We start from the raw sequence: 17,676 nt of genomic DNA on the forward strand, positions 1-17,676 counted from the left end.
GGGTGTATCCGTGGGCTCAGGCCTCGGGACACATGGCACAACGGACGCAGCAGCACATCATGGGTGCGCAGGAGTCCGGGGAGAATGCCATAGCGGAGAGTGTCTCACAGGCCCGGGGGATGTGCCAGCCCCCCATGACGGCTGCCGAGCACGTGCGTGCGGTGGAATGCCAGGATCTGGTCGATCACCGCTGCCGACCGGGTCTCGAGTGCGATCTCCCTGGTGCCGAGCGCGACACCGCCGCGCACGAAGTTGTGGGAGCCCGTGATCGCGACGCGCTCTCCCGACGGCATCGTCATGACCAGGCACTTCGCGTGGAGATAGCGCCGCGAGCGGTACTGGGTGCGGTACCCCGTGGCCGCCATCGACGCGGAGATCAGCACCCGGTTGGCAGGGGAGGCGTGGCGGGGAGGGTTGAACCACAGCGCGTGCGGCCGTTCGGCGATGATCCTGCCGAGCGGGCCCGTGGGGCAGTACTGCGAGATGAGCAGCACGTGGACGGCCTCGGAGGCCAGCGCCATCGCGCGCCGGTAGATCACCGAGTCGCCCGGGACGCCGCCGTCGACGAGCACCGTGTCGTCGCCGTGACGCAGCGTCAGCGACGGGTGCCCGAGCTGGGAGGCGTTCATCCTCACGATCCGCTCGTAGACCTCGTCGAGGTCGTCGGCGAGACGGGGGTCCTCCACCCGGAACATGTAGTCGGCGTTGCTCGCGCCGCGATCGTCGATGTTGACGCCGCCGAACGCGTAGCTGACGTCGTCGACCACGCTCAGCTTGGTGTGCGTGCGCCCGCGCCAGATCAGTCCCCGCTCGGATCCGAGCCACGTGAACGTCGCCCCTGCCTCGGTGAGCCGTGCTGCGAGTGCCGACGACTCGCGCCGCCTCGTGGTGCGATACCGGGCCGGCAGGAACGTGCCGGCGGCGTCGACGTATGTGAACACGTCGGCCGCCACCTGGACGTCGACGCCTCGCTTCGCCGCCGCGACCAACGCCTCGATGAGCGCGTAGGTGCGCTGCTCGTCGGCGATGGTGAGAGTGGTGAGCCGCACCCGCCGCTGGGCTGCGCGCACTCGTGCCGTCGCGTCGTGGATGTACGCGCCGGGGAGCATCAGCGTGGGGGAGGGCAGGCCTCGCGAGGGCGCGTCCGTGGGCGCCCGGCCGAGACCGGGCGACGGAGAGGGCATCACCGACGTCATGACTCGAGCGTGGCACTGGAACGGCTCGAGCGCGCGCCAACGGCGGGACGTCCATGTGACGTTCATGTCTATACTCGGGGCGACACGCGACCGAGACCGCCCTCGCCGCACGCCCACGCCCCTGAGGATTGAGACAAACGTGACCACAGACCGCCCGCTCCGGGTCGCCGTGATCGGTGCTGGCCCCGCCGGCACCTACGCCTCCGACATCCTGTCCAAGAGCGACCTCGATGTGTCGATCGACATCATCGAGCGTCTGCCAGCACCGTTCGGCCTGGTCCGCTACGGGGTCGCGCCGGACCACCCGCGCATCAAGCAGATCGTCGTCGCGCTCGCGAACGTGCTGGGCCGCGGGGACATCCGCCTGCTCGCCAACGTCGACATCGGCACCGACCTGACTCTGCAGGACCTTCGCGAGCACTACGACGCAGTGATCTTCGCGACGGGCGCGTTCAAGGACGCCGACCTCAACATCCCCGGCATCGACCTCGAGGGCTCGTACGGCGCCGCCGACTTCGTGAGCTGGTTCGATGGCCACCCGGACGTGCCGCGCACGTGGCCGCTCGACGCGAAGGAGGTTGCGGTGTTCGGCGTCGGCAACGTCGCACTCGACGTCGCGCGCATCCTCGCGAAGCACCCCAAGGACCTCGCGGGCACCGAGGTGCCGGACAACGTCATGGAGCTGCTGAAGTCGTCCCCGGTCACGGACGTGCACGTGTTCGGCCGTCGTGGCCCGGCGCAGGTGAAATTCTCGCCGCTCGAGCTGCGCGAGCTGGGTCACGTGCCCGACGTCGACGTGATCGTCTACCCCGAGGACTACGACTTCGACGAGGCGTCGATGGAGGCCGCGGAGAACAACAAGCAGACCAAGCAGGTCGTCAAGACCCTGACGGACTGGACGCTCAAGGAGCCCACGGGCGCGTCGCGCCGCATCCACCTGCACTTCCTGCAGGCGCCTCACGAGGTGCTGGGCGAGGACGGCAAGGTCACCGGCGTTCGCGTCGAGCGCACCGCGCTGCAGGGTGACGGCAACGTCAAGGGCACCGGGGAGTTCATCGACTACCCGGTCCAGGCCGTCTACCGCGCGGTGGGCTACTACGGCACCGAGATCGACGGGATTCCGTTCGATCAGTCGAAGGGCGTCATCGCCAATGACGGCGGCCGCGTGGTCGCCGGTGGCGACGTCGTGCCCGGCTACTACGCCACGGGCTGGATCAAGCGCGGACCGGTGGGGCTCATCGGCCACACCAAGTCGGATGCTCAGGAGACCATCGCCAACCTGGTCGAGGACGCTCCTCGCCTGTACGCCGAGAGCGAGGCCGGGGCAGAGCAGCGCAGCCCCGACAACCTGCTGCGACTGCTCCAGTCGCGCGGCGTCGACGTGGTGCAGTGGCACGACTGGGAGCTGCTCGACGCGCACGAACGCGCCACCGGCGAGGCCGACGGGCGGGAGCGCGTCAAGGTGGTGCCGCGCGAGGAGATGACCGACATCGCGCTGGGTCGCACCGACTCCTAGGCGAGCCGCGTCGCGGGGTGACCCTCGCATCGGCCCTGTGAACCCCGGCGATCACCGGAGATGTCAGGGGCCCGGTCCCACCACCCCTCGAGAAGGTGCCGTCGCGCCGGGAACCCGGCCCGAGCATCGGCCGTTCTCCCATCGCGACCGACGTGAGGGAAGGGGAACCGTGTCAGGCAAGTACTTCAATGGTGTGAAGACCGCAGCTCTGTTCATCGTGCTGTGGGCCGTGCTGCTGGGCGTCGGCTCCTTCGTGGGCGGCGGTCAGTTCATCTGGATCTTCGCGGCTCTCGGCGTGGCCGGCACCGCGTACGGGTACTGGAACTCGGACAAGCTCGCCATCAAGGCGATGCATGCGCGCCCGGTCACTGAGGTCGAGCAGCCAGCGATGTACCGCATCGTGCGCGAGCTCTCGGCCGAGGCGAACCAGCCCATGCCCCGCCTCTACGTGTCGCCCACCCAGGCGCCCAACGCCTTCGCGACCGGACGCAACCCCAGCAACGCGGCCGTGTGCTGCACCGCCGGCATCCTGGGGCTGCTGAACGAACGAGAACTGCGCGGAGTCCTCGGCCACGAGCTCATGCACGTGTACAACCGCGACATCCTCATCGGATCGGTGGCCGCGGCCTTCGCGGGCATCATCACCGCGATCGCGCAGATGCTGTTCTTCTTCGGCGGCGGCAACTCGCGCGACAACCCGTTGGGACCCATCGGCATGCTCGCGATGCTGTTCCTCGCGCCCATCGCCGCCGCGCTGATCCGGATGGCGATCTCCCGCACCCGCGAGTACGACGCGGACGAGGACGGCGCCGCCTTGACCGGCGACCCGCTGGCCCTCGCCTCGGCCCTGCGCAAGCTCGAGCAGGGCACCAGGGCCAAGCCGCTGCCGCAGGACGCGGCGCTCGAGAACGTGTCGCACATGATGATCGCGAATCCCTTCTCCGGGGCCGGCATGGCGAAGCTGTTCTCGACCCACCCGCCGATGGACGAGCGGGTCGCACGGCTCGAGCGGATGGCGGGCCGCCCTCTCTAGGCCGTGGAATGCGCCCCCCTTTGCCGTGCGTTGGCATAGACGGGCGCGGATGGTCGCCGGCCCGGTGGCTTCTCCCGTCTCACTGAGAGGAGTCCCGATGACCCGCACGATCGCAGGAACCATCGTTCACGCGCTTGCCGAGCACGGCGTGACGCAGGTGTGGGGTGTGGTCGGGGACGCACTGAACCCCTTCACGGACTCCATTCGCAACGAGGACCGGCTCGAGTGGATCGGGGTGCGGCACGAGGAGACGGCCGCGTTCGCCGCCGGCGCCCAGGCGCAGCTGACCGATCGCATCGGCGTCTGCATGGGCACCGTGGGGCCGGGGTCGCTGCACCTGCTCAACGGTCTGTACGACGCCAAGAAGTCTCACGCTCCGGTGCTCGCGATCTGTGGACAGGTGCCGACTGCCGAGATCGGCACCGACTACTTCCAGGAGATCCACAACGACCGCGTCTTCGCGGATGTCGCTGTGTGGAACCAGACCCTGACCTCCCCCGAACAGCTGCCGCAGATGCTGGTCCAGGCGATCACCGCGGCCTACTCGCAGCGCGGCGTCGCCGTGCTCACGGTGCCCGGCGACGTCGGCGAGCTCGAGCTCGACGCAGACATCCCGGAACTGTCCTTCGCGCGCCCGCACCGCCAGTCCGAGCCCGTCGAGGAGTCGCTCGCGGCGGCGGCCGCAGCGCTGGACGGTGCCGAGCGCGTGACCATGCTCGTGGGCCGCGGCGCCGAGCACGCGCGCGACCAGACGCTCGCGATGGCCGAGCGGCTGCAGGCCCCGATGGTGGTGACGCTGAAGGGCAAGAGCGGCTTCGACGGCGATCACCCGTATGGCGTGGGCCAGGCGGGCCTCCTCGGGAACCCCGGTGCGGCCGATGCGCTCGCCGACTGCGATGTGCTGCTCATGGTCGGCACCGACTTCCCGTATCGAGACTTCTACCCGACCGATGCGACGGTGATCCAGATCGACCGCGCGGCCACCCACGTGGGGCGTCGCGTCACGGTCGACGTGCCGGTGGTGGGTGATGCGGGTGATGCGCTCACCGCGCTGCTTCCGCGGATCTCCGCCGACCGCGACCCCGCCCATCTTCAGAAGGCGCAGGAGACGTTCGAGTCGTGGCGCGACCGTCAGCGCAACGTCGCCGACCCCGACTACGAGAAGTCCGGTGTGGTGGCCAAGGTGCGCTCGGTCTTCGACAACCCCGACGACCGGATTCGCCCGGAGGCGCTCGCGGCCGCCGTGGACCGGCACGCCCCCGAGGACGCCGTTTTCACGGTCGACACCGGCATGTCCACCGTCTGGCTCGCGAGGTTCGTCGAGATGCGTGCGGGCCGGGAGCTCATCGGTTCGTTCAACCTGGGCTCGATGGCCAACGCGCTGCCGCAGGCGCTCGGCGCGCAGGCGCTGGACCGGTCGCGCCGCGTGGTGTCGATGAGCGGCGACGGCGGGCTGATGATGCTGCTGGGCGACCTGCGCACCGCGGTGACGCACCGGCTGCCCGTGGTCGTGGTCGTGTTCGACAACGCGTCGCTCGGCATGGTGCAGTTGGAGCAGCAGCAGGGCGGGCTGCCATCCTTCGGCACCGAGCTCGACAACCCGGACCTCGCCGCGGTGGGCACGGCGATGGGCCTCGCCTCGAAGCGAGTGGAGGAGCCGGGAGACCTGGACGCCGCGCTCGCGTGGGCCTTCGCGCAGGACGGCCCCGTGCTGCTCGACGTCCTCACCAATCCAGACGAGATCTCGGTCCCGCCCCACCCGAGGGTCTCGCAGGCGTGGGGATACGCGGTCGCGAAACTCACCGAGGGCATCGAGAGCAGGAGATGAGGATCATGAGAACGCACGAGGAGCAGGAACTGGTCGCACTCGAACGAGACGGCTGGGAAGCACTCACCAGCGGTCACGCCCGGGAGTTCTACGATGACGTGCTCGCGAGCGAGGCCGTGATGGTGTTCCCGTTCGGCGTGATGGAGCGTGACGACGCCATCGACGGCATGGCGGAGTCCCGCCGATGGCAGGACTACGAGCTCGAGGACGTCACCGTCCACGACCTCGGCGAGGGCCTGGCCGTGGTGGCGTACCGCGTGAGGGCGCGCCGGGTCGAGGAACCGCCGTTCGAGGCGATGCTGTCCAGCACCTACGTGCGCTCGAGCGACGGCTGGCAGATGATGCTGCACCAGCAGTCGCCGTCAGCCGTGAGGGTCCTCAGCGGTAGTTGACGAACTGCAGGTCCACGTCCACGTCGGCGCCCTTGAGCAGCTGGATCGCGACCTGCAGGTCGTCCCGCGACTTGGACTGCACCCGCAGCTCGTCGCCCTGGATCTGCGACTTCACGGTCTTGGGGCCCTCCTCGCGGAGCAGCTTGCCGAGCTTCTTGGCGGTCTCCTGAGTGATGCCCTCCTTGAGGTCCGCCACCAGGCGGAACTCCTTGCCGGAGGGGACCGGCTCGCCGTACTCGAGCGACTTCATCGAGATGCCCCGCTTCGCGAGCTTGGCGATCAGCACGTCCAGCACTGCCTTCACGCGCTCCACGGAGTTGGCCTTCATCAGGATCGCGTCGCCGGAGAACTCGATGGACGCACCCACGCCGCGGAAGTCGTAGCGCTGGCTGATCTCCTTGTGAGCCTGGTTGAGCGCGTTGTCGACCTCCTGTCGGTCGATCTTGCTCACCACGTCGAAGCTGCTGTCGCCTGCCATGGGTCCTCCTCGGGGTCGGGGCGCGATTCGCGCCGCTGCGGTCTCGTTCCCGATCCGCGCCGCACAGGTTCGCGTCGCGGTCCGTTCTCTTGCTATCCTTCCATGCGCGCAGGGTTCAGTTCTGACCATGGCGCAAAGGCAGGTTGCCCGAGCGGCCAAAGGGAGCTGACTGTAAATCAGCCGTCATCGACTTCGGGGGTTCGAATCCCTCACCTGCCACGCGAGGCCCGGCCATGTGCCGGGCCTTTCGTGTCTCCGCCCCCGAACGCACCGAACCCCCGTCGTCCCACCTTGGCGCCGTCAAGCGCGGTCAGTGTCGATTCCGGGGGCTCGGTGCGCGCCAGAGCGCGCTCAGTGTCGATGGACGAGCCTCAGCTGCGGGTCGACTCCACGAACTTGCCGCGCTTGACGTGCACATCGGCGTCCATGGCCTCGAGCTCCATGCCCTTGGTCTCCGGCACGCGGAAGAACACGAACAGCAGCGACAGCAGCGCCATCGTGGCGTAGAAGCCGTACGCGAACGTGAGCCCGATCGACGCGAACGACGGGAACGACACGGTGATCGCCCAGTTGGCGAGCCACTGCGCCGCCGCCGCCACGGCGAGGGCCGATGCGCGGATCCGGTTGGGGAACATCTCGCCCAGGAGCACCCAGACGACGGGGCCCCACGTGGCGCCGAAGAACACCACGAAGGAGTTCGCGCCGATCACGGCGACAGTGCCCCATGAGCCTTCGAAGTCGGTGACCTCGCCGGCGCCATCGGTGATCGCCTGGGAGAACGCGATGGCCATCAGGCCCAGCGATACCGTCATGCCGGTCGACCCGATGAGCAGCAGCAGGCGTCGGCCGATCCTGTCCACGAGCATGATCGCCACGATCGTGACAGCGATGTTGGTGACGGAGGTGATGGTCGACGTCAGGAACGCCTCCGACTCCCCGAAGCCGACGGACTGCCACAGCGTGTTCGAGTAATAGAAGATCACGTTGATGCCCACGAACTGCTGGAATACGGACAGCAGAATCCCGGTCCAGACGATGGGCTTGAGCCCCAGCACGTGGCCTCGCAGGTCCCGCAGGGTCTGCTTCTCCTCGCGGTGCAGCGAGTCCTCGATCTCCTTGATCTTGGCGTCGACGTCCTGGACGCCGCTGAACAGTCGCAGCACCTCCGCCGCCTCGTCGTCTCGGCTGCGTCCCACCAGGTAGCGGGGGGACTCGGGAAGCCGGAGCGCCGCGACGCCGTAGATGACGGCGGGGACGGCCTCGGCCATGAACATCAGGCGCCATGCCTCGAGGCCGAACCACAACTGCTCGGCGGCGCCGCCGGCGGCGTCCGCGAACAGCTGGCCCGTGAGCAGTGCGGCGAAGATGCCCATCACGATCGCGAGCTGCTGGAGGGACCCGAGCCTGCCGCGGAACTTCGACGGGGACACCTCGGCGATGTACGCGGGGGCGATCACCGATGCCGCGCCCACGGCGAGTCCGCCGATGATGCGCCACAGCACCAGGTCCCAGATGCCGACTGCCAGACCCGAGCCGACGGCGGAGATCAGGAACAGGATCGCGGCGATGAGCATCACGCGAATGCGCCCGTGTCTGTTGGCGATCGTGCCCGCGAACCACGCGCCGACCGCGCACCCGAGCAGCGCCGAGGCGACCGCGACGCCGGTGAACGCCGCGGAGAGATCGAACTCGCCCTCGATCGACTCGACGGCGCCATTGATCACGGATGAGTCGAACCCGAACAGGAACCCGCCGAGCGCGGCGCCGACGCTGATCGTGACGACGCGGGCGTTGAGTCGACTGCTTGCGGGCGCGGATGGAGGGGAGGAAGTGCTGGCCATGGGGACCTTTCATCGTGGCGGCGAGAGGGGCGCCGCACCGGGTCGATTGCTCGCCACACTAACCCGGGACCGGGTGAACGGCTGCTCGCGGGGCTGCCCGTCACCGTGCGAGCGAGAGATCGCCTCGCCCGGTCGACCGCCAGTCGTCGAGGCCGAGCCAGGCCGTCATCGCCTCCAGCTCGGCCGTCGCAGACTCCTGAACGGCTCCGCGTGCCACGGCCCGAGAGCCAGGGGCGCGACCCGGCTCGTGCCATGCGGCCTGGACCAGCAGCGTGCTCGCCTTGCGATCAGCCTTCAGGTCCAGGCGGGCCACGATGCGGTCCCCGACCAGCAGCGGCAGGCAGTAGTAGCCGTACACGCGCTTGTGCGCGGGCGTGTAGATCTCGATGCGGTAGTCCACGCCGAACATGCGCAGGAGGCGTGGTCGGTACCAGCACACGGGGTCGAACGGGCTCAGCAGCGTCCGTCCGGTGGCCCGGCCAGGGTCGCGGGCGGCCCGGTGATCCGGGCGCGCGGATGCAGGGCCGTCGACGGCGATCAGCGCTGGCGCATTCCACCCCTCGACCTCAGCCCACGCGGCGAGCCCGCGCTCCACGGCCGATGCGGCCCACGCGGCGCCGCCGGCGACATCCGGGGAGCGGGCTCCGGCGGCGAAGGGCAGCCGGAAGTGGTCGCACAGGTCCTTCACGGTGCCGATTCCGGTCGCGGACAGCGCGCGGTCGAAGAGCGCTTGGCGCGCCTCGCCGGCCGGCACTCCCCAGTCGCCCTCGTCCGCTGCCGGGACCCCCCAGCCGCGCATCGGCGCATCGTAGGTCCGCGTGAAGTGCCTGCCGCGCGAGGCGGCGACGCTTCCCGTGATGAAGAGGTACTCGAGCGCGACCTTGACGTGGCCCTGGTCCCACCACGTCCCGCGTGCCCCGTCCCGGGGCGCCATGTGCTCGAGGTCCCCCGCCACCACCGGTCCGTGCTCCTCGACGGCGGCGCGCACGGCACCGAGCAGCCCCGGACGTTCCGATTCGAGCTGCTCGCGGGTCCGGGACTTCCACCCTGATCCGCCCGCCATGCGGTGGTGCAGCAGTGGCAGCATCTCGCGCGGCATCACCGACGCCTCGTGGCCCCAGTGCTCGAAGGCGTGGGCCGAGTGTCCGCTGGCATCGCCCCACAGGAAGTCATCCAGATCGGCGGGCCGGTATGCGCCCACGCGTGAGTACAGCGGCAGATAGTGCGCACGGGCGAGGACGTTGACCGTGTCGAGCTGAAGCACGCCCTGACGGTGCAGGTACTCGCCGAAGTCCGCCTCCCGGGGGCGCCGCGACGGGGTGCGACGGGCCAGGTTCTGGGCGTCGAGGAACACGCGGCGAGCCTCGGCGGCGCTGAGCTGTAGGGTCACACGACTCACGTTAGCGGCGGCCTCAGACACCGGCGTCAGGCCGATTTCACAAGCACTGCACGGGGCGTGTATTCTTGTCCGGCTTGCCCCGATAGCTCAGTCGGCAGAGCGTTTCCATGGTAAGGAAAAGGTCCAGGGTTCGATTCCCTGTCGGGGCTCTGAGAAATGCTTGATCATCGCTCCTCTTGCGAGGGGCGATGATCAAGCGATTCTCGCGGCGGGGTAGCTCAGGTGGTTAGAGCACACGACTCATAATCGTGGGGTCGCGGGTTCGAGTCCCGCCCTCGCTACGAGACAGGCGCATCGCCTGTCGCCGTGCCTGCCAGGCGCGTCACCACAAGGCTGGGAGCACACCCTCATGGCAAAGAACGACGTTCGTCCGAAGATCACGCTCGCGTGCACCGAGTGCAAGAACCGGAACTACATCACGCGCAAGAACCGTCGCAACACCCCCGACCGGGTGGAGCTCGCCAAGTTCTGCCGGAAGTGCGGCAAGCACACCCCGCACCGCGAGACGCGCTAGCACCTCAACTCTTCACCGTCCGCCCGTTCCCTCGTCAGAGGGGGCGGGCGTTCGTCGTTCCGGGGCGGGGACGGCAACCGGCCGGTGCGCGGATCGATCACGCGGGTCAGCGCGGCTCATGCGGCGGCGCGCGTCTGCGTGCGACACTCCTGCCCATGACGACGACCGGTGGTGACGCCACTGACGCTGCCCCTCGGCCGTCCCGCGCCCGACGCGCGATGCGGGTGCTGTCCTTCATCGCTCTCGCCGGCGTCGCCGTGCCCGTCGCGTGCCGGCTGGTCGGCTGGGAGGCCGGTCCGCTCGCGATCGTGCTGGCGCTGATGCCATGGGTGACGCTCGCCGCCGCGGTGCCGCTGATCCTCGCCGCCCTGTCACGCGCGTGGTGGCTCGTGGGCGCATCGGCCGGGATCGCTGCCCTGTGCGTGTCGTGGGTGGTGCCGCTCTACATTGCGGAGAGCGCGCCGAGCGCGGGCGGTGAGCTCACGGTCGCGAGCATCAACATGACGTTCGGGCGTGCAGACGCAGACGCGGTGGTGCGGCTCGTGGATTCCGGCGACGTCGATGTGCTCTCCGCTCAGGAGGTCACCCCCGAGATCGTCGAGGCGCTTGTTGACGCCGGCCTAGAAGAGCTCTTGCCATACTCCGAGGTCGCGGCCGAGCCCGGAGTCACCGGTACCGGCATGTGGTCCAGATCCCCGCTCAGTGACGCGGAGTCACTCGAAGGCTTCACGGGTCCGACGTCACGCGACGGGTACGCTTCGCGCGCCGTGCGCGCAAGTATCGACGTCGCCGGAGAGGCAGTCACCGTTCTGGCCGTCCACCCCGCCGCGCCTGGCCTCTTCGATCACACGGGCTGGGACGCGAGCATGACCAGCCTCGTCGACCATCTCGACGAGCACAGCGGTCCCATCATGGTGGTCGGGGACTTCAACACCACCCGGGATCACCGTGCCTTCCGCGACATCGAGTCGCTCGGGTACGTCGACGCGGCGGACCAGGCGGGGGCAGGGTTCGCCCCGACGTTCCCCGAAGGCCGTGGGCTGTTCGCGGTCGCTGCCATCGATCATGCGCTGGTGCGTGACGCCCCGCTCACCGCGGTGGAGGTGCGCACTGAGCCGGTTCACGGCGCGGACCACCGAGCCCTCGTCGTCACCTACGTCGCCCCGTAGCCGCGAGGCGCCTCCGGGGGCGCTAGGGTATCCCCGTTCGAACCGCGCTGGTGATCGCAGCACCGCTCCGCACCCCGGGGCGAGGCGCCGGTCCCCACCGCAGCGATCTGGTTCGCGCTCTGCGCCGCCATCGGTGGTGCGGCACTAGACGCACACACGCGCATCCGTGCGCAGATGAGGGGGACACGTGACCACCACCACCCAGCGCGCCGGCATCGCCGGACGGCTCGACTCCTACTTTGAGATCACCACGCGCGGATCGACGCTCGTGCAGGAGATCCGGGGCGGGCTCACCACCTTCTTCACCATGGCATACATCGTGGTGCTGAACCCGCTGATCATCGGCACGGTCGCCGACGGCGACGGCGCCTTCCTCGGCGGCGGCAGTGAGCCCAACCTTCCGCTCGTCGCGGCCGCGACGGCGCTGGTCGCCGGACTGCTGTCGATCATGATGGGCGTGTGGGCCCGGTTCCCGCTCGCGATGGCGGCTGGCCTGGGGCTGAACGCGTTCGTCGCCTACGGCATCGCGTCGCGCGCCGGCATGTCCTGGCCTGAGGCCATGGGCTTCGTGGTCATCGAGGGAGTGGTCATCCTCGTGCTGGTGATGACGAACTTCCGCAAGGCCGTCTTCGCCGCCGTGCCCGCCTTCCTCAAGCAGGCGATCGCCGTGGGCATCGGCCTCTTCCTCGCGTTCATCGGGCTGTACGACGCCGGCATCGTGCGCGCCGGCAGCGGCACCCCCACGCAGTTCGGCGACGGCGGCTACATCTCGACGTGGCCCATGGTCGTGTTCGTGGTGGGCCTGTTCACCGCGATCGTGCTGATGGTCAAGAAGGTGCGCGGGGCGCTGCTGATCTCGATCGCCGCGGCCACCATCCTCGCCGTCGTCATCGAGGCGAGGATGTCGCTCGGCTCCACCCAGGACAACCCCGACGGCTGGGCGCTGGTGGTCCCGGCGCTTCCCGACGCCGCGGTATCGATGCCCGACTTCTCGCTCGTGGGCCAGGTCGACCTGTTCGGCGGCTTCACGTCGCTGCCGGTGCTCACCGCGCTGCTGCTGATCTTCTCGCTGCTCATCGCCGACTTCTTCGACACCATGGGCACCATGACCGCCGTGGGCGCCGAGGCGGGTCTGAACGACGAGGACGGCACCCCGCCGCGCAGTCAGCAGATCCTGCTGGTGGACTCCGTGGGTGCCGCGGCCGGCGGCCTCGGCTCCGTGTCGTCGAACACGTCGTACATCGAGTCCGCCGCCGGTGTGGGCGACGGAGCTCGCACGGGCCTCGCCTCGGTGGTGACCGGCATCGCGTTCCTGCTGTCGACGTTCCTCACGCCCCTGTACGCCCTGGTGCCGTTCGAAGCGGCCACGCCGGTCCTCGTGGTCGTGGGCTTCCTGATGGTGTCGCAGGTCGCTGGCATCGACTGGAAGGACTATCGCATCGCGATCCCCGCGTTCCTGACGATGATCCTGATGCCGTTCGGCTACTCGATCTCGGTGGGCATCGGCGTGGGGTTCATCTCGTTCGTGCTGCTGCAGGTGGCGTCGGGCGGTGTGCGCAAGGTCCACCCCCTGATGTGGGGTGCCGCAGGCGCGTTCGTCGTGTACTTCGCTCTAGGACCCATCACGAGCCTGGTCGGCTGACCACGGCCTGGGCCCCGGGTTCGCTAGGCTGGCACCGTGTCAGTGAACAGCGAAGCCGTGGGCCGCAGGTACGGCCCGTTCGAACCCTACGAGGTGACTCGGGTCAAGATTCGGGAGTTCGCCGATGCGGTCGATGCCTTCTCGGGAGCGCACCGCGACGTCGCGGTCGCGCAGGCCGAGGGATACGCCGACGTCGTGGCGCCCACGACCTTCGCGGTGGTGATCGCTCAGCAGGCCGAGTTCCACGTCGTCACCGACCCTGAAGTCGGGGTGGACTTCTCTCGCGTGGTCCACGCCGAGGAGCGGTTCACGCACGTGCGGCCGCTCGTGGCGGGCGACGTCGTCAGGACCACCGTGCACATCGACGCCATCAAGCAGCGCGCGGGGATCTCGATGGTCACTACGCGGTCGGAGCTCGTGGACCTGGACGGCGCCCCGGTCTCGACCGTGGTCAGCACGCTCGCGGTCAGGGAGTCACAGGATGAGGGTGAGACGCAGTGACCGAGTCGACGAGTCCCAGTTTCGCGGGCCTGGACGTGGGCCAGGTGGTCGCGGAGCGGGAGATCGCTCTCACGCGTGCCTCGCTGGTGCGCTACGCGGGAGCCTCGGGTGACTTCAACCCGATCCACTACAACGACGTCGTCGCCGTCGAGGTGGGTCTCCCTGGCGTGATCGCGCACGGCATGCTCACCATGGGTCTCGCCGCGTCCGTGGTCGAGGAGTGGGCCGGGGCGGGCAATGTCTCCGACGTCCAGGTGCGCTTCACTCGTCCCATCCCGGTGCCGAACCCCGGTGAGGCGACGGTGTCCGTGATCGCGCGCATCGGCGCTCTCGACGAAGAGCGCCGCACAGCGCGCGTCGATCTCACCGTGCAGCACGGCGACGTCAAGGTGCTGGGCAAGGCGCAGGCGCTGGTCGACTGCACGTAGGGCTGCCGACGCGCCAGGTCAGGCGCTCTTCTGCAAGACTGCGGCTCAGCGCTCGGGGTTGACGGGCGCCGTCGACGTGCCGATCCGGACCTCGAGCGGCATCCACACCTGTGACGGAGTCTCGCCCGCGAGCAACTCCTTGACCTCCGCGGCCATGGCTCTGCCCTTCTCGACGCCGTCCTGATAGACGGTGGTGAGCTCGAGAGGCGCGAGCCATGGCAGGTCGATGCCGTCGAAGCCGGTGATCGAGACGTCGTGGGGAACCTTGAGGTCCAGTTCTCGTGCCGCCAGCACGGCACCGGCCGCGAGGATGTCCGACTGCGCCACGATCGCCGTGGGGCGCGACTCGTGGGCGAGAGCCAGGTGGCCCGCCGCGATGCCTTCCGCGACCATCGACTCGCGTGCCTCGACCACCACGCACGGCTCGACTCCGGCGTGCCGGAAGGCCTCGAGGCGGTTGTGCATGGGCGCCCAGGTGGACTGCGGCATGTAGTCCGTGGGCCGCAGCGCGGTCTCGTGGCCCGGTCCGTGCGGCAGAGTGATGGTGCCGATCCGCTCGTGTCCCAGCGACCGCAGGTGCTCGATGAGCTGCACCGTCGCGCTGGTGTCATCGATCGACACCTGACCGGCGCCAGGCGGCGCGTCGCCGTCCATCACCACGAACGGGACCGAGCGCTTGCGCAGCAGCTCGAGGGCGGGGTCGTCATGATCGCGGACGCGGAACACCACGGCGGCGTCCATCGGCGCAGTGGCGAGCAACGACTTGTCGCCGTTCTCAGGGGGCGGGGTGGGCAGCAGCAGCACGCCGAGGCCCATCTCGCCGAGCTCTGAGATCAGACCGTCCATCACGTTCAGGATGAGCGGTGCGCGGAAGGCGAGCGTGAAGGCGTCGTGGATCACCACGCCGACCACGTGGGTGCGCCCGGAGCGCAAGGCTCGCGCCTGCGCGGAGGGGCCCGCGTACCCGAGCTCCTCTGCCGCCCGCTCGACCCTGGCCTTCATGGCAGGGGAGATGGGGCCGGCCCCGGAATATGCGAGCGAGACTGTCGACAGCGACACGCTCGCCTTCGAAGCCACGTCGGCCATCGTCGGTCGTCTTCTCGCAGACACGTCGCTCCTCCGGGTTTTTTGCGCTGGCATCAGCGTAGTCGCACAATGGTGGCGCGGGCGCTGCACGATCGGCGGTGCCGTGCGTGACGCCGATGACGGCGCGACCGGCGCGATGCGCCGTTCCCAGACAGGAAGCCATGCCCTTCACCTTCGGCCACGAGCCGACTACCAGCCCTGACGCCGCGCGGGTGCGGTCCGCCCGCTTCGCGGTGCTCGGCCTGTTCGCCATTATGGGCGCGATGATGTCGACGTTCCTGTCGCGGGTGCCGTCGATCCGCGACCTGCTGGACGTGAGCGTCTCCGGGCTTGCGAACCTCATCGTCTTCGGTGCGTTCGGAGCGCTCGCCGGGCTGTTGGTGACGGGATGGTCGGCCGCCCGGTTCGGCACCCGCGCGCTGCTGTGGTGGTCGAGCTTCGCACACCTGGGGGCCTTCACCCTCGTCGCGGTGTCCACCCTCGTGGAGTCCAAGCCGATGTTCGCGATCGCGCACTTCATCGTGTCGTTCTCGTTCGCGTTCACCAACGTCGCCATGAACGCAGAGGCTGCGGAGGTCGAGCGTCGCATGGGGCGCGCGGTGATGCCGCAGTTCCACGGCGCGTTCTCGATCGGCATGGCGGGCGCGCTCGGCATCGGCGCCGCGGTGTCGCACGCGGGCATCGCGCCGGTGTGGCACTTCGTCATCGTCGCCGTGGTGCTGACCGCCATTCGCCTCGCCATCATTCCCGCCGCCACCATGGACGGTCGGCCGGCGCCCGACGCAGGTGACGTCTCGCTTGGTGGGCCGTTCGCCACCGCGCGAGCCGAGTACCGGGACCGCCGCGTGGTGCTGATCGGGCTGATCCTGTTCGCCGCGTCGATGACGGAGATGACGGCGGCACAGTGGATGGCCCTCGCGGTCGTGGACGACTTCGACATGCCCGAGGCGGTGGGCGACCTCATGTACTGGGTGTTCGTCGCCGCGATGGTCTCCGTGCGCTGGTACGGCGCGCCGATCATCGCCCGGTTCGGGCGGGTGGTGGCGCTGCGTGTGAGCGCCGTCTCGGTCGTCACCGGCCTGCTGCTGTTCGCGCTCACCCCCGTGTTCTGGCTGGTGCCCCTCGCCGCGGCACTGTGGGGTGTCGGAGCGGCCCTCGGCGTGCCCATCGGCTTCTCTGCCGCGGCAGACGATCCTCGCCGTGCCGCCGCACGCGTCGCCGCGGTCGCCTCCTTCTCGACCGTCGCGGGTCTCATGGTGCCGCCGCTCATCGGGTACCTCGGCGAGGTCGTCCCGCTCAGCGTCGCGCTGCTCGTGGTGGCCGTGGCCTCGACGACCTCGTTCGTGCTCGCTCGCGCGGTGCGCAAGGACGGTGCGCTGTTCGGAAGCCGGGGGGCACGCCTGCGTGCCGTGGGCTCGGCACGGCTCGGCCGCACGGACTCGGACGAGCGCGAGCCCGTCGTCGCTCCCGGCGCCACGACCGCGACGGGCGCGCCAGACGCACCCGTCCGGGGCGACTGACTGCCGGCCGGCCCGGATACGCTGAGCGCATGACGAGCCTCGCAGACCTCACGACCCTGCGCGTGGGCGGGCCGGTGGGCCGGCTGGTGGAGGCCGGCACCGAGAGCGACTTCATCGATGCCGTGCGCGACGCCGACCGGACCGGTGAGCCGCTGCTCGTGCTGGGTGGCGGCTCCAACCTGCTCGCCGGAGACGACGGCTTCCCGGGCGTCGTGGTGCGCGACGCGCGTTCCGAGCTCTCGATCCAGGACGACGGCATGTGCGGCGGGGTGTCGATCACCGCCACCGCCGGCATGCCCTGGGACGACGTGGTGAGCCGTGCGGTCCATGAGGGCTGGGTCGGAATCGAATCGTTGTCCGGCATCCCGGGATCGACCGGCGCCACTCCTGTCCAGAACGTGGGCGCATACGGGGCCGAGGTCTCCGACGTGATCGCCCTCGTGCGGGTCTGGGATCGGCTTGAGGAGCGCGTGCGCTCCCTGGCCCGCATCGACTGCGGGTTCGGGTATCGCGACTCCGTGCTCAAACGGTCGATGCGCGGGCTGGCTCCCGATGCCGGCGTGTGGCACCCCACCCCGCGCTACGTGGTGCTCGACGTGACCTTCCAGATGCGGCAGGGCACGCGCTCGGGGCCGATCCGCTATGCGCAGCTCGCCGACGCGCTCGGCATCGCGCCGGGGGAGCGCGCCCCGATCGCGACGGTCCGCGAGACGGTGCTGCGGGTCCGGGGGGCCAAGGGCATGGTCCTGGACGACCGCGACCCTGACACGTGGAGCGCAGGCTCGTTCTTCACCAACCCGGTGCTGACGGCCGATGCGGCCGCAGAGCTGCCCGAGGGGGCTCCCCGGTATCCCGCGGCCGGCGGCGCGGTGAAGACATCGGCGGCGTGGCTCATCGAGCAGTCCGGGTATCCGCGCGGCTTCGCGTCGCCGGGCTCCGCTGCGGGGGTGTCCACCAAGCACACCCTCGCGCTGACCAACCGGGGCGGCGCTTCGGCTGGAGACGTCGCCGCGCTCGCGCGCACTGTGCGCGAGGGCGTGCGCGACCGGTTCGGGATCACGCTGGTCCCCGAACCGGTGCTGCTCGGTGTCGAGTGGTAGTGCGTCCCCCAGGGGCTGCGCCACGCGGGTGAC

16 protein-coding genes and 3 tRNA genes are annotated in these 17,676 nt (G+C 69.6%); 14 read left to right on the top strand and 5 right to left on the bottom strand.

Annotated features, from left to right (window positions below; translation table 11 throughout):
- Positions 1-104: 104 nt before the first annotated feature.
- Positions 105-1,262 (bottom strand): phospholipase D-like domain-containing protein, encoded by a 1,158-nt coding sequence (locus AOP72_RS01400; RefSeq protein WP_084631106.1) that lies wholly within the window; start codon positions 1,260-1,262, stop codon positions 105-107.
- Between the two features lie 73 nt (positions 1,263-1,335).
- On the opposite strand from AOP72_RS01400, the gene AOP72_RS01405 reads away from it, so the two are divergent.
- The 4 genes from AOP72_RS01405 (at position 1,336) to AOP72_RS01420 (ending at position 5,965) form a co-directional block, all read left to right on the top strand.
- A complete protein-coding gene (locus tag AOP72_RS01405; protein WP_062131360.1) occupies positions 1,336-2,712 on the top strand; it encodes an FAD-dependent oxidoreductase in 1,377 nt (458 codons plus the stop codon).
- A gap of 169 nt (positions 2,713-2,881) precedes the next feature.
- Positions 2,882-3,745 (top strand): zinc metalloprotease HtpX, encoded by an 864-nt coding sequence (gene htpX / locus AOP72_RS01410; protein ID WP_062131364.1) that lies wholly within the window; start codon positions 2,882-2,884, stop codon positions 3,743-3,745.
- A gap of 97 nt (positions 3,746-3,842) precedes the next feature.
- A complete protein-coding gene (locus AOP72_RS01415) occupies positions 3,843-5,573 on the top strand; it encodes a thiamine pyrophosphate-dependent enzyme (protein ID WP_062131367.1) in 1,731 nt (576 codons plus the stop codon).
- 5 nt (positions 5,574-5,578) lie between these two features.
- Complete coding sequence (locus tag AOP72_RS01420) at positions 5,579-5,965, top strand: nuclear transport factor 2 family protein (RefSeq protein WP_193746330.1); 387 nt, start codon at positions 5,579-5,581, stop codon at positions 5,963-5,965.
- Here the strand turns inward: AOP72_RS01420 and AOP72_RS01425 are convergent.
- Positions 5,952-6,443: a YajQ family cyclic di-GMP-binding protein gene (locus tag AOP72_RS01425; RefSeq protein WP_062131373.1), complete on the bottom strand. Its 492-nt coding sequence runs from the start codon at positions 6,441-6,443 to the stop codon at positions 5,952-5,954. The two genes, AOP72_RS01420 and AOP72_RS01425, sit on opposite strands and share 14 nt — an antisense overlap.
- A gap of 137 nt (positions 6,444-6,580) precedes the next feature.
- On the opposite strand from AOP72_RS01425, the gene AOP72_RS01430 reads away from it, so the two are divergent.
- Positions 6,581-6,662, top strand: a tRNA-Tyr gene (locus AOP72_RS01430).
- 152 nt (positions 6,663-6,814) lie between these two features.
- Here the strand turns inward: AOP72_RS01430 and AOP72_RS01435 are convergent.
- The gene (locus AOP72_RS01435) at positions 6,815-8,284 is read right to left on the bottom strand and encodes a sugar porter family MFS transporter (protein ID WP_062131376.1); all 1,470 of its coding nucleotides are present in this window, start codon (positions 8,282-8,284) and stop codon (positions 6,815-6,817) included.
- Positions 8,285-8,384: 100 nt separating this feature from the next.
- Entirely contained in the window at positions 8,385-9,674 is a 1,290-nt protein-coding gene (locus AOP72_RS01440; protein ID WP_193746331.1) for a winged helix-turn-helix domain-containing protein, read from the bottom strand.
- Positions 9,675-9,759: 85 nt separating this feature from the next.
- Here AOP72_RS01440 and AOP72_RS01445 point away from each other — a divergent pair.
- From AOP72_RS01445 to AOP72_RS01475, 7 genes are all read left to right on the top strand, one after another.
- Positions 9,760-9,832, top strand: a tRNA-Thr gene (locus tag AOP72_RS01445).
- A 58-nt stretch (positions 9,833-9,890) separates the two neighbouring features.
- Positions 9,891-9,964, top strand: a tRNA-Met gene (locus tag AOP72_RS01450).
- 68 nt (positions 9,965-10,032) lie between these two features.
- Entirely contained in the window at positions 10,033-10,197 is a 165-nt protein-coding gene (rpmG, locus tag AOP72_RS01455; protein ID WP_062131382.1) for a 50S ribosomal protein L33, read from the top strand.
- Positions 10,198-10,352: 155 nt separating this feature from the next.
- Complete coding sequence (locus AOP72_RS01460; protein ID WP_152650208.1) at positions 10,353-11,366, top strand: endonuclease/exonuclease/phosphatase family protein; 1,014 nt, start codon at positions 10,353-10,355, stop codon at positions 11,364-11,366.
- 187 nt (positions 11,367-11,553) lie between these two features.
- On the top strand, positions 11,554-13,008 hold the full coding sequence (locus AOP72_RS01465; protein WP_062131387.1) for an NCS2 family permease: 1,455 nt from the start codon (positions 11,554-11,556) through the stop codon (positions 13,006-13,008).
- A 36-nt stretch (positions 13,009-13,044) separates the two neighbouring features.
- Positions 13,045-13,509 carry an FAS1-like dehydratase domain-containing protein gene (locus AOP72_RS01470; RefSeq protein WP_062131391.1) on the top strand — a complete coding sequence of 155 codons (465 nt, stop codon included), beginning with the start codon at positions 13,045-13,047 and terminating at the stop codon, positions 13,507-13,509.
- A complete protein-coding gene (locus AOP72_RS01475) occupies positions 13,506-13,937 on the top strand; it encodes a MaoC family dehydratase (RefSeq protein WP_062131394.1) in 432 nt (143 codons plus the stop codon). The genes AOP72_RS01470 and AOP72_RS01475 overlap by 4 nt, the downstream gene beginning before the upstream one ends.
- 45 nt (positions 13,938-13,982) lie before the next feature.
- On the opposite strand, the gene AOP72_RS01480 is transcribed toward AOP72_RS01475, so the two are convergent.
- A complete protein-coding gene (locus AOP72_RS01480) occupies positions 13,983-15,023 on the bottom strand; it encodes a LacI family DNA-binding transcriptional regulator (protein ID WP_062131397.1) in 1,041 nt (346 codons plus the stop codon).
- A gap of 161 nt (positions 15,024-15,184) precedes the next feature.
- Between AOP72_RS01480 and AOP72_RS01485 the strand changes: the two genes are divergently transcribed.
- Together AOP72_RS01485 and AOP72_RS01490 are read left to right on the top strand one after the other, a co-directional pair.
- Positions 15,185-16,543, top strand: a complete 1,359-nt coding sequence (locus AOP72_RS01485; RefSeq protein WP_062131400.1) for an MFS transporter — start codon at positions 15,185-15,187, stop codon at positions 16,541-16,543.
- Positions 16,544-16,572: 29 nt separating this feature from the next.
- Entirely contained in the window at positions 16,573-17,643 is a 1,071-nt protein-coding gene (locus AOP72_RS01490) for a UDP-N-acetylmuramate dehydrogenase (protein ID WP_062131404.1), read from the top strand.
- The last annotated feature ends 33 nt before the right edge of the window (positions 17,644-17,676 follow it).

This window comes from Demequina aestuarii (genome assembly GCF_000975095.1).
GTDB lineage: Bacteria > Actinomycetota > Actinomycetes > Actinomycetales > Demequinaceae > Demequina > Demequina aestuarii.

Bases quoted from the DNA above. Each gene is read 5' to 3' on its own strand.
- AOP72_RS01400 (WP_084631106.1), bottom strand. From the start codon at position 1,262: ATGAACGTCACATGGACGTCCCGCCGTTGGCGCGCGCTCGAGCCGTTC.
- AOP72_RS01415 (WP_062131367.1), top strand. From the start codon at position 3,843: ATGACCCGCACGATCGCAGGAACCATCGTTCACGCGCTTGCCGAGCAC.
- AOP72_RS01420 (WP_193746330.1), top strand. From the start codon at position 5,579: ATGAGAACGCACGAGGAGCAGGAACTGGTCGCACTCGAACGAGACGGC.
- AOP72_RS01425 (WP_062131373.1), bottom strand. From the start codon at position 6,443: ATGGCAGGCGACAGCAGCTTCGACGTGGTGAGCAAGATCGACCGACAG.
- AOP72_RS01435 (WP_062131376.1), bottom strand. From the start codon at position 8,284: ATGGCCAGCACTTCCTCCCCTCCATCCGCGCCCGCAAGCAGTCGACTC.
- rpmG (WP_062131382.1), top strand. From the start codon at position 10,033: ATGGCAAAGAACGACGTTCGTCCGAAGATCACGCTCGCGTGCACCGAG.
- AOP72_RS01460 (WP_152650208.1), top strand. From the start codon at position 10,353: ATGACGACGACCGGTGGTGACGCCACTGACGCTGCCCCTCGGCCGTCC.
- AOP72_RS01480 (WP_062131397.1), bottom strand. From the start codon at position 15,023: ATGGCCGACGTGGCTTCGAAGGCGAGCGTGTCGCTGTCGACAGTCTCG.
- AOP72_RS01485 (WP_062131400.1), top strand. From the start codon at position 15,185: ATGCCCTTCACCTTCGGCCACGAGCCGACTACCAGCCCTGACGCCGCG.
- AOP72_RS01490 (WP_062131404.1), top strand. From the start codon at position 16,573: ATGACGAGCCTCGCAGACCTCACGACCCTGCGCGTGGGCGGGCCGGTG.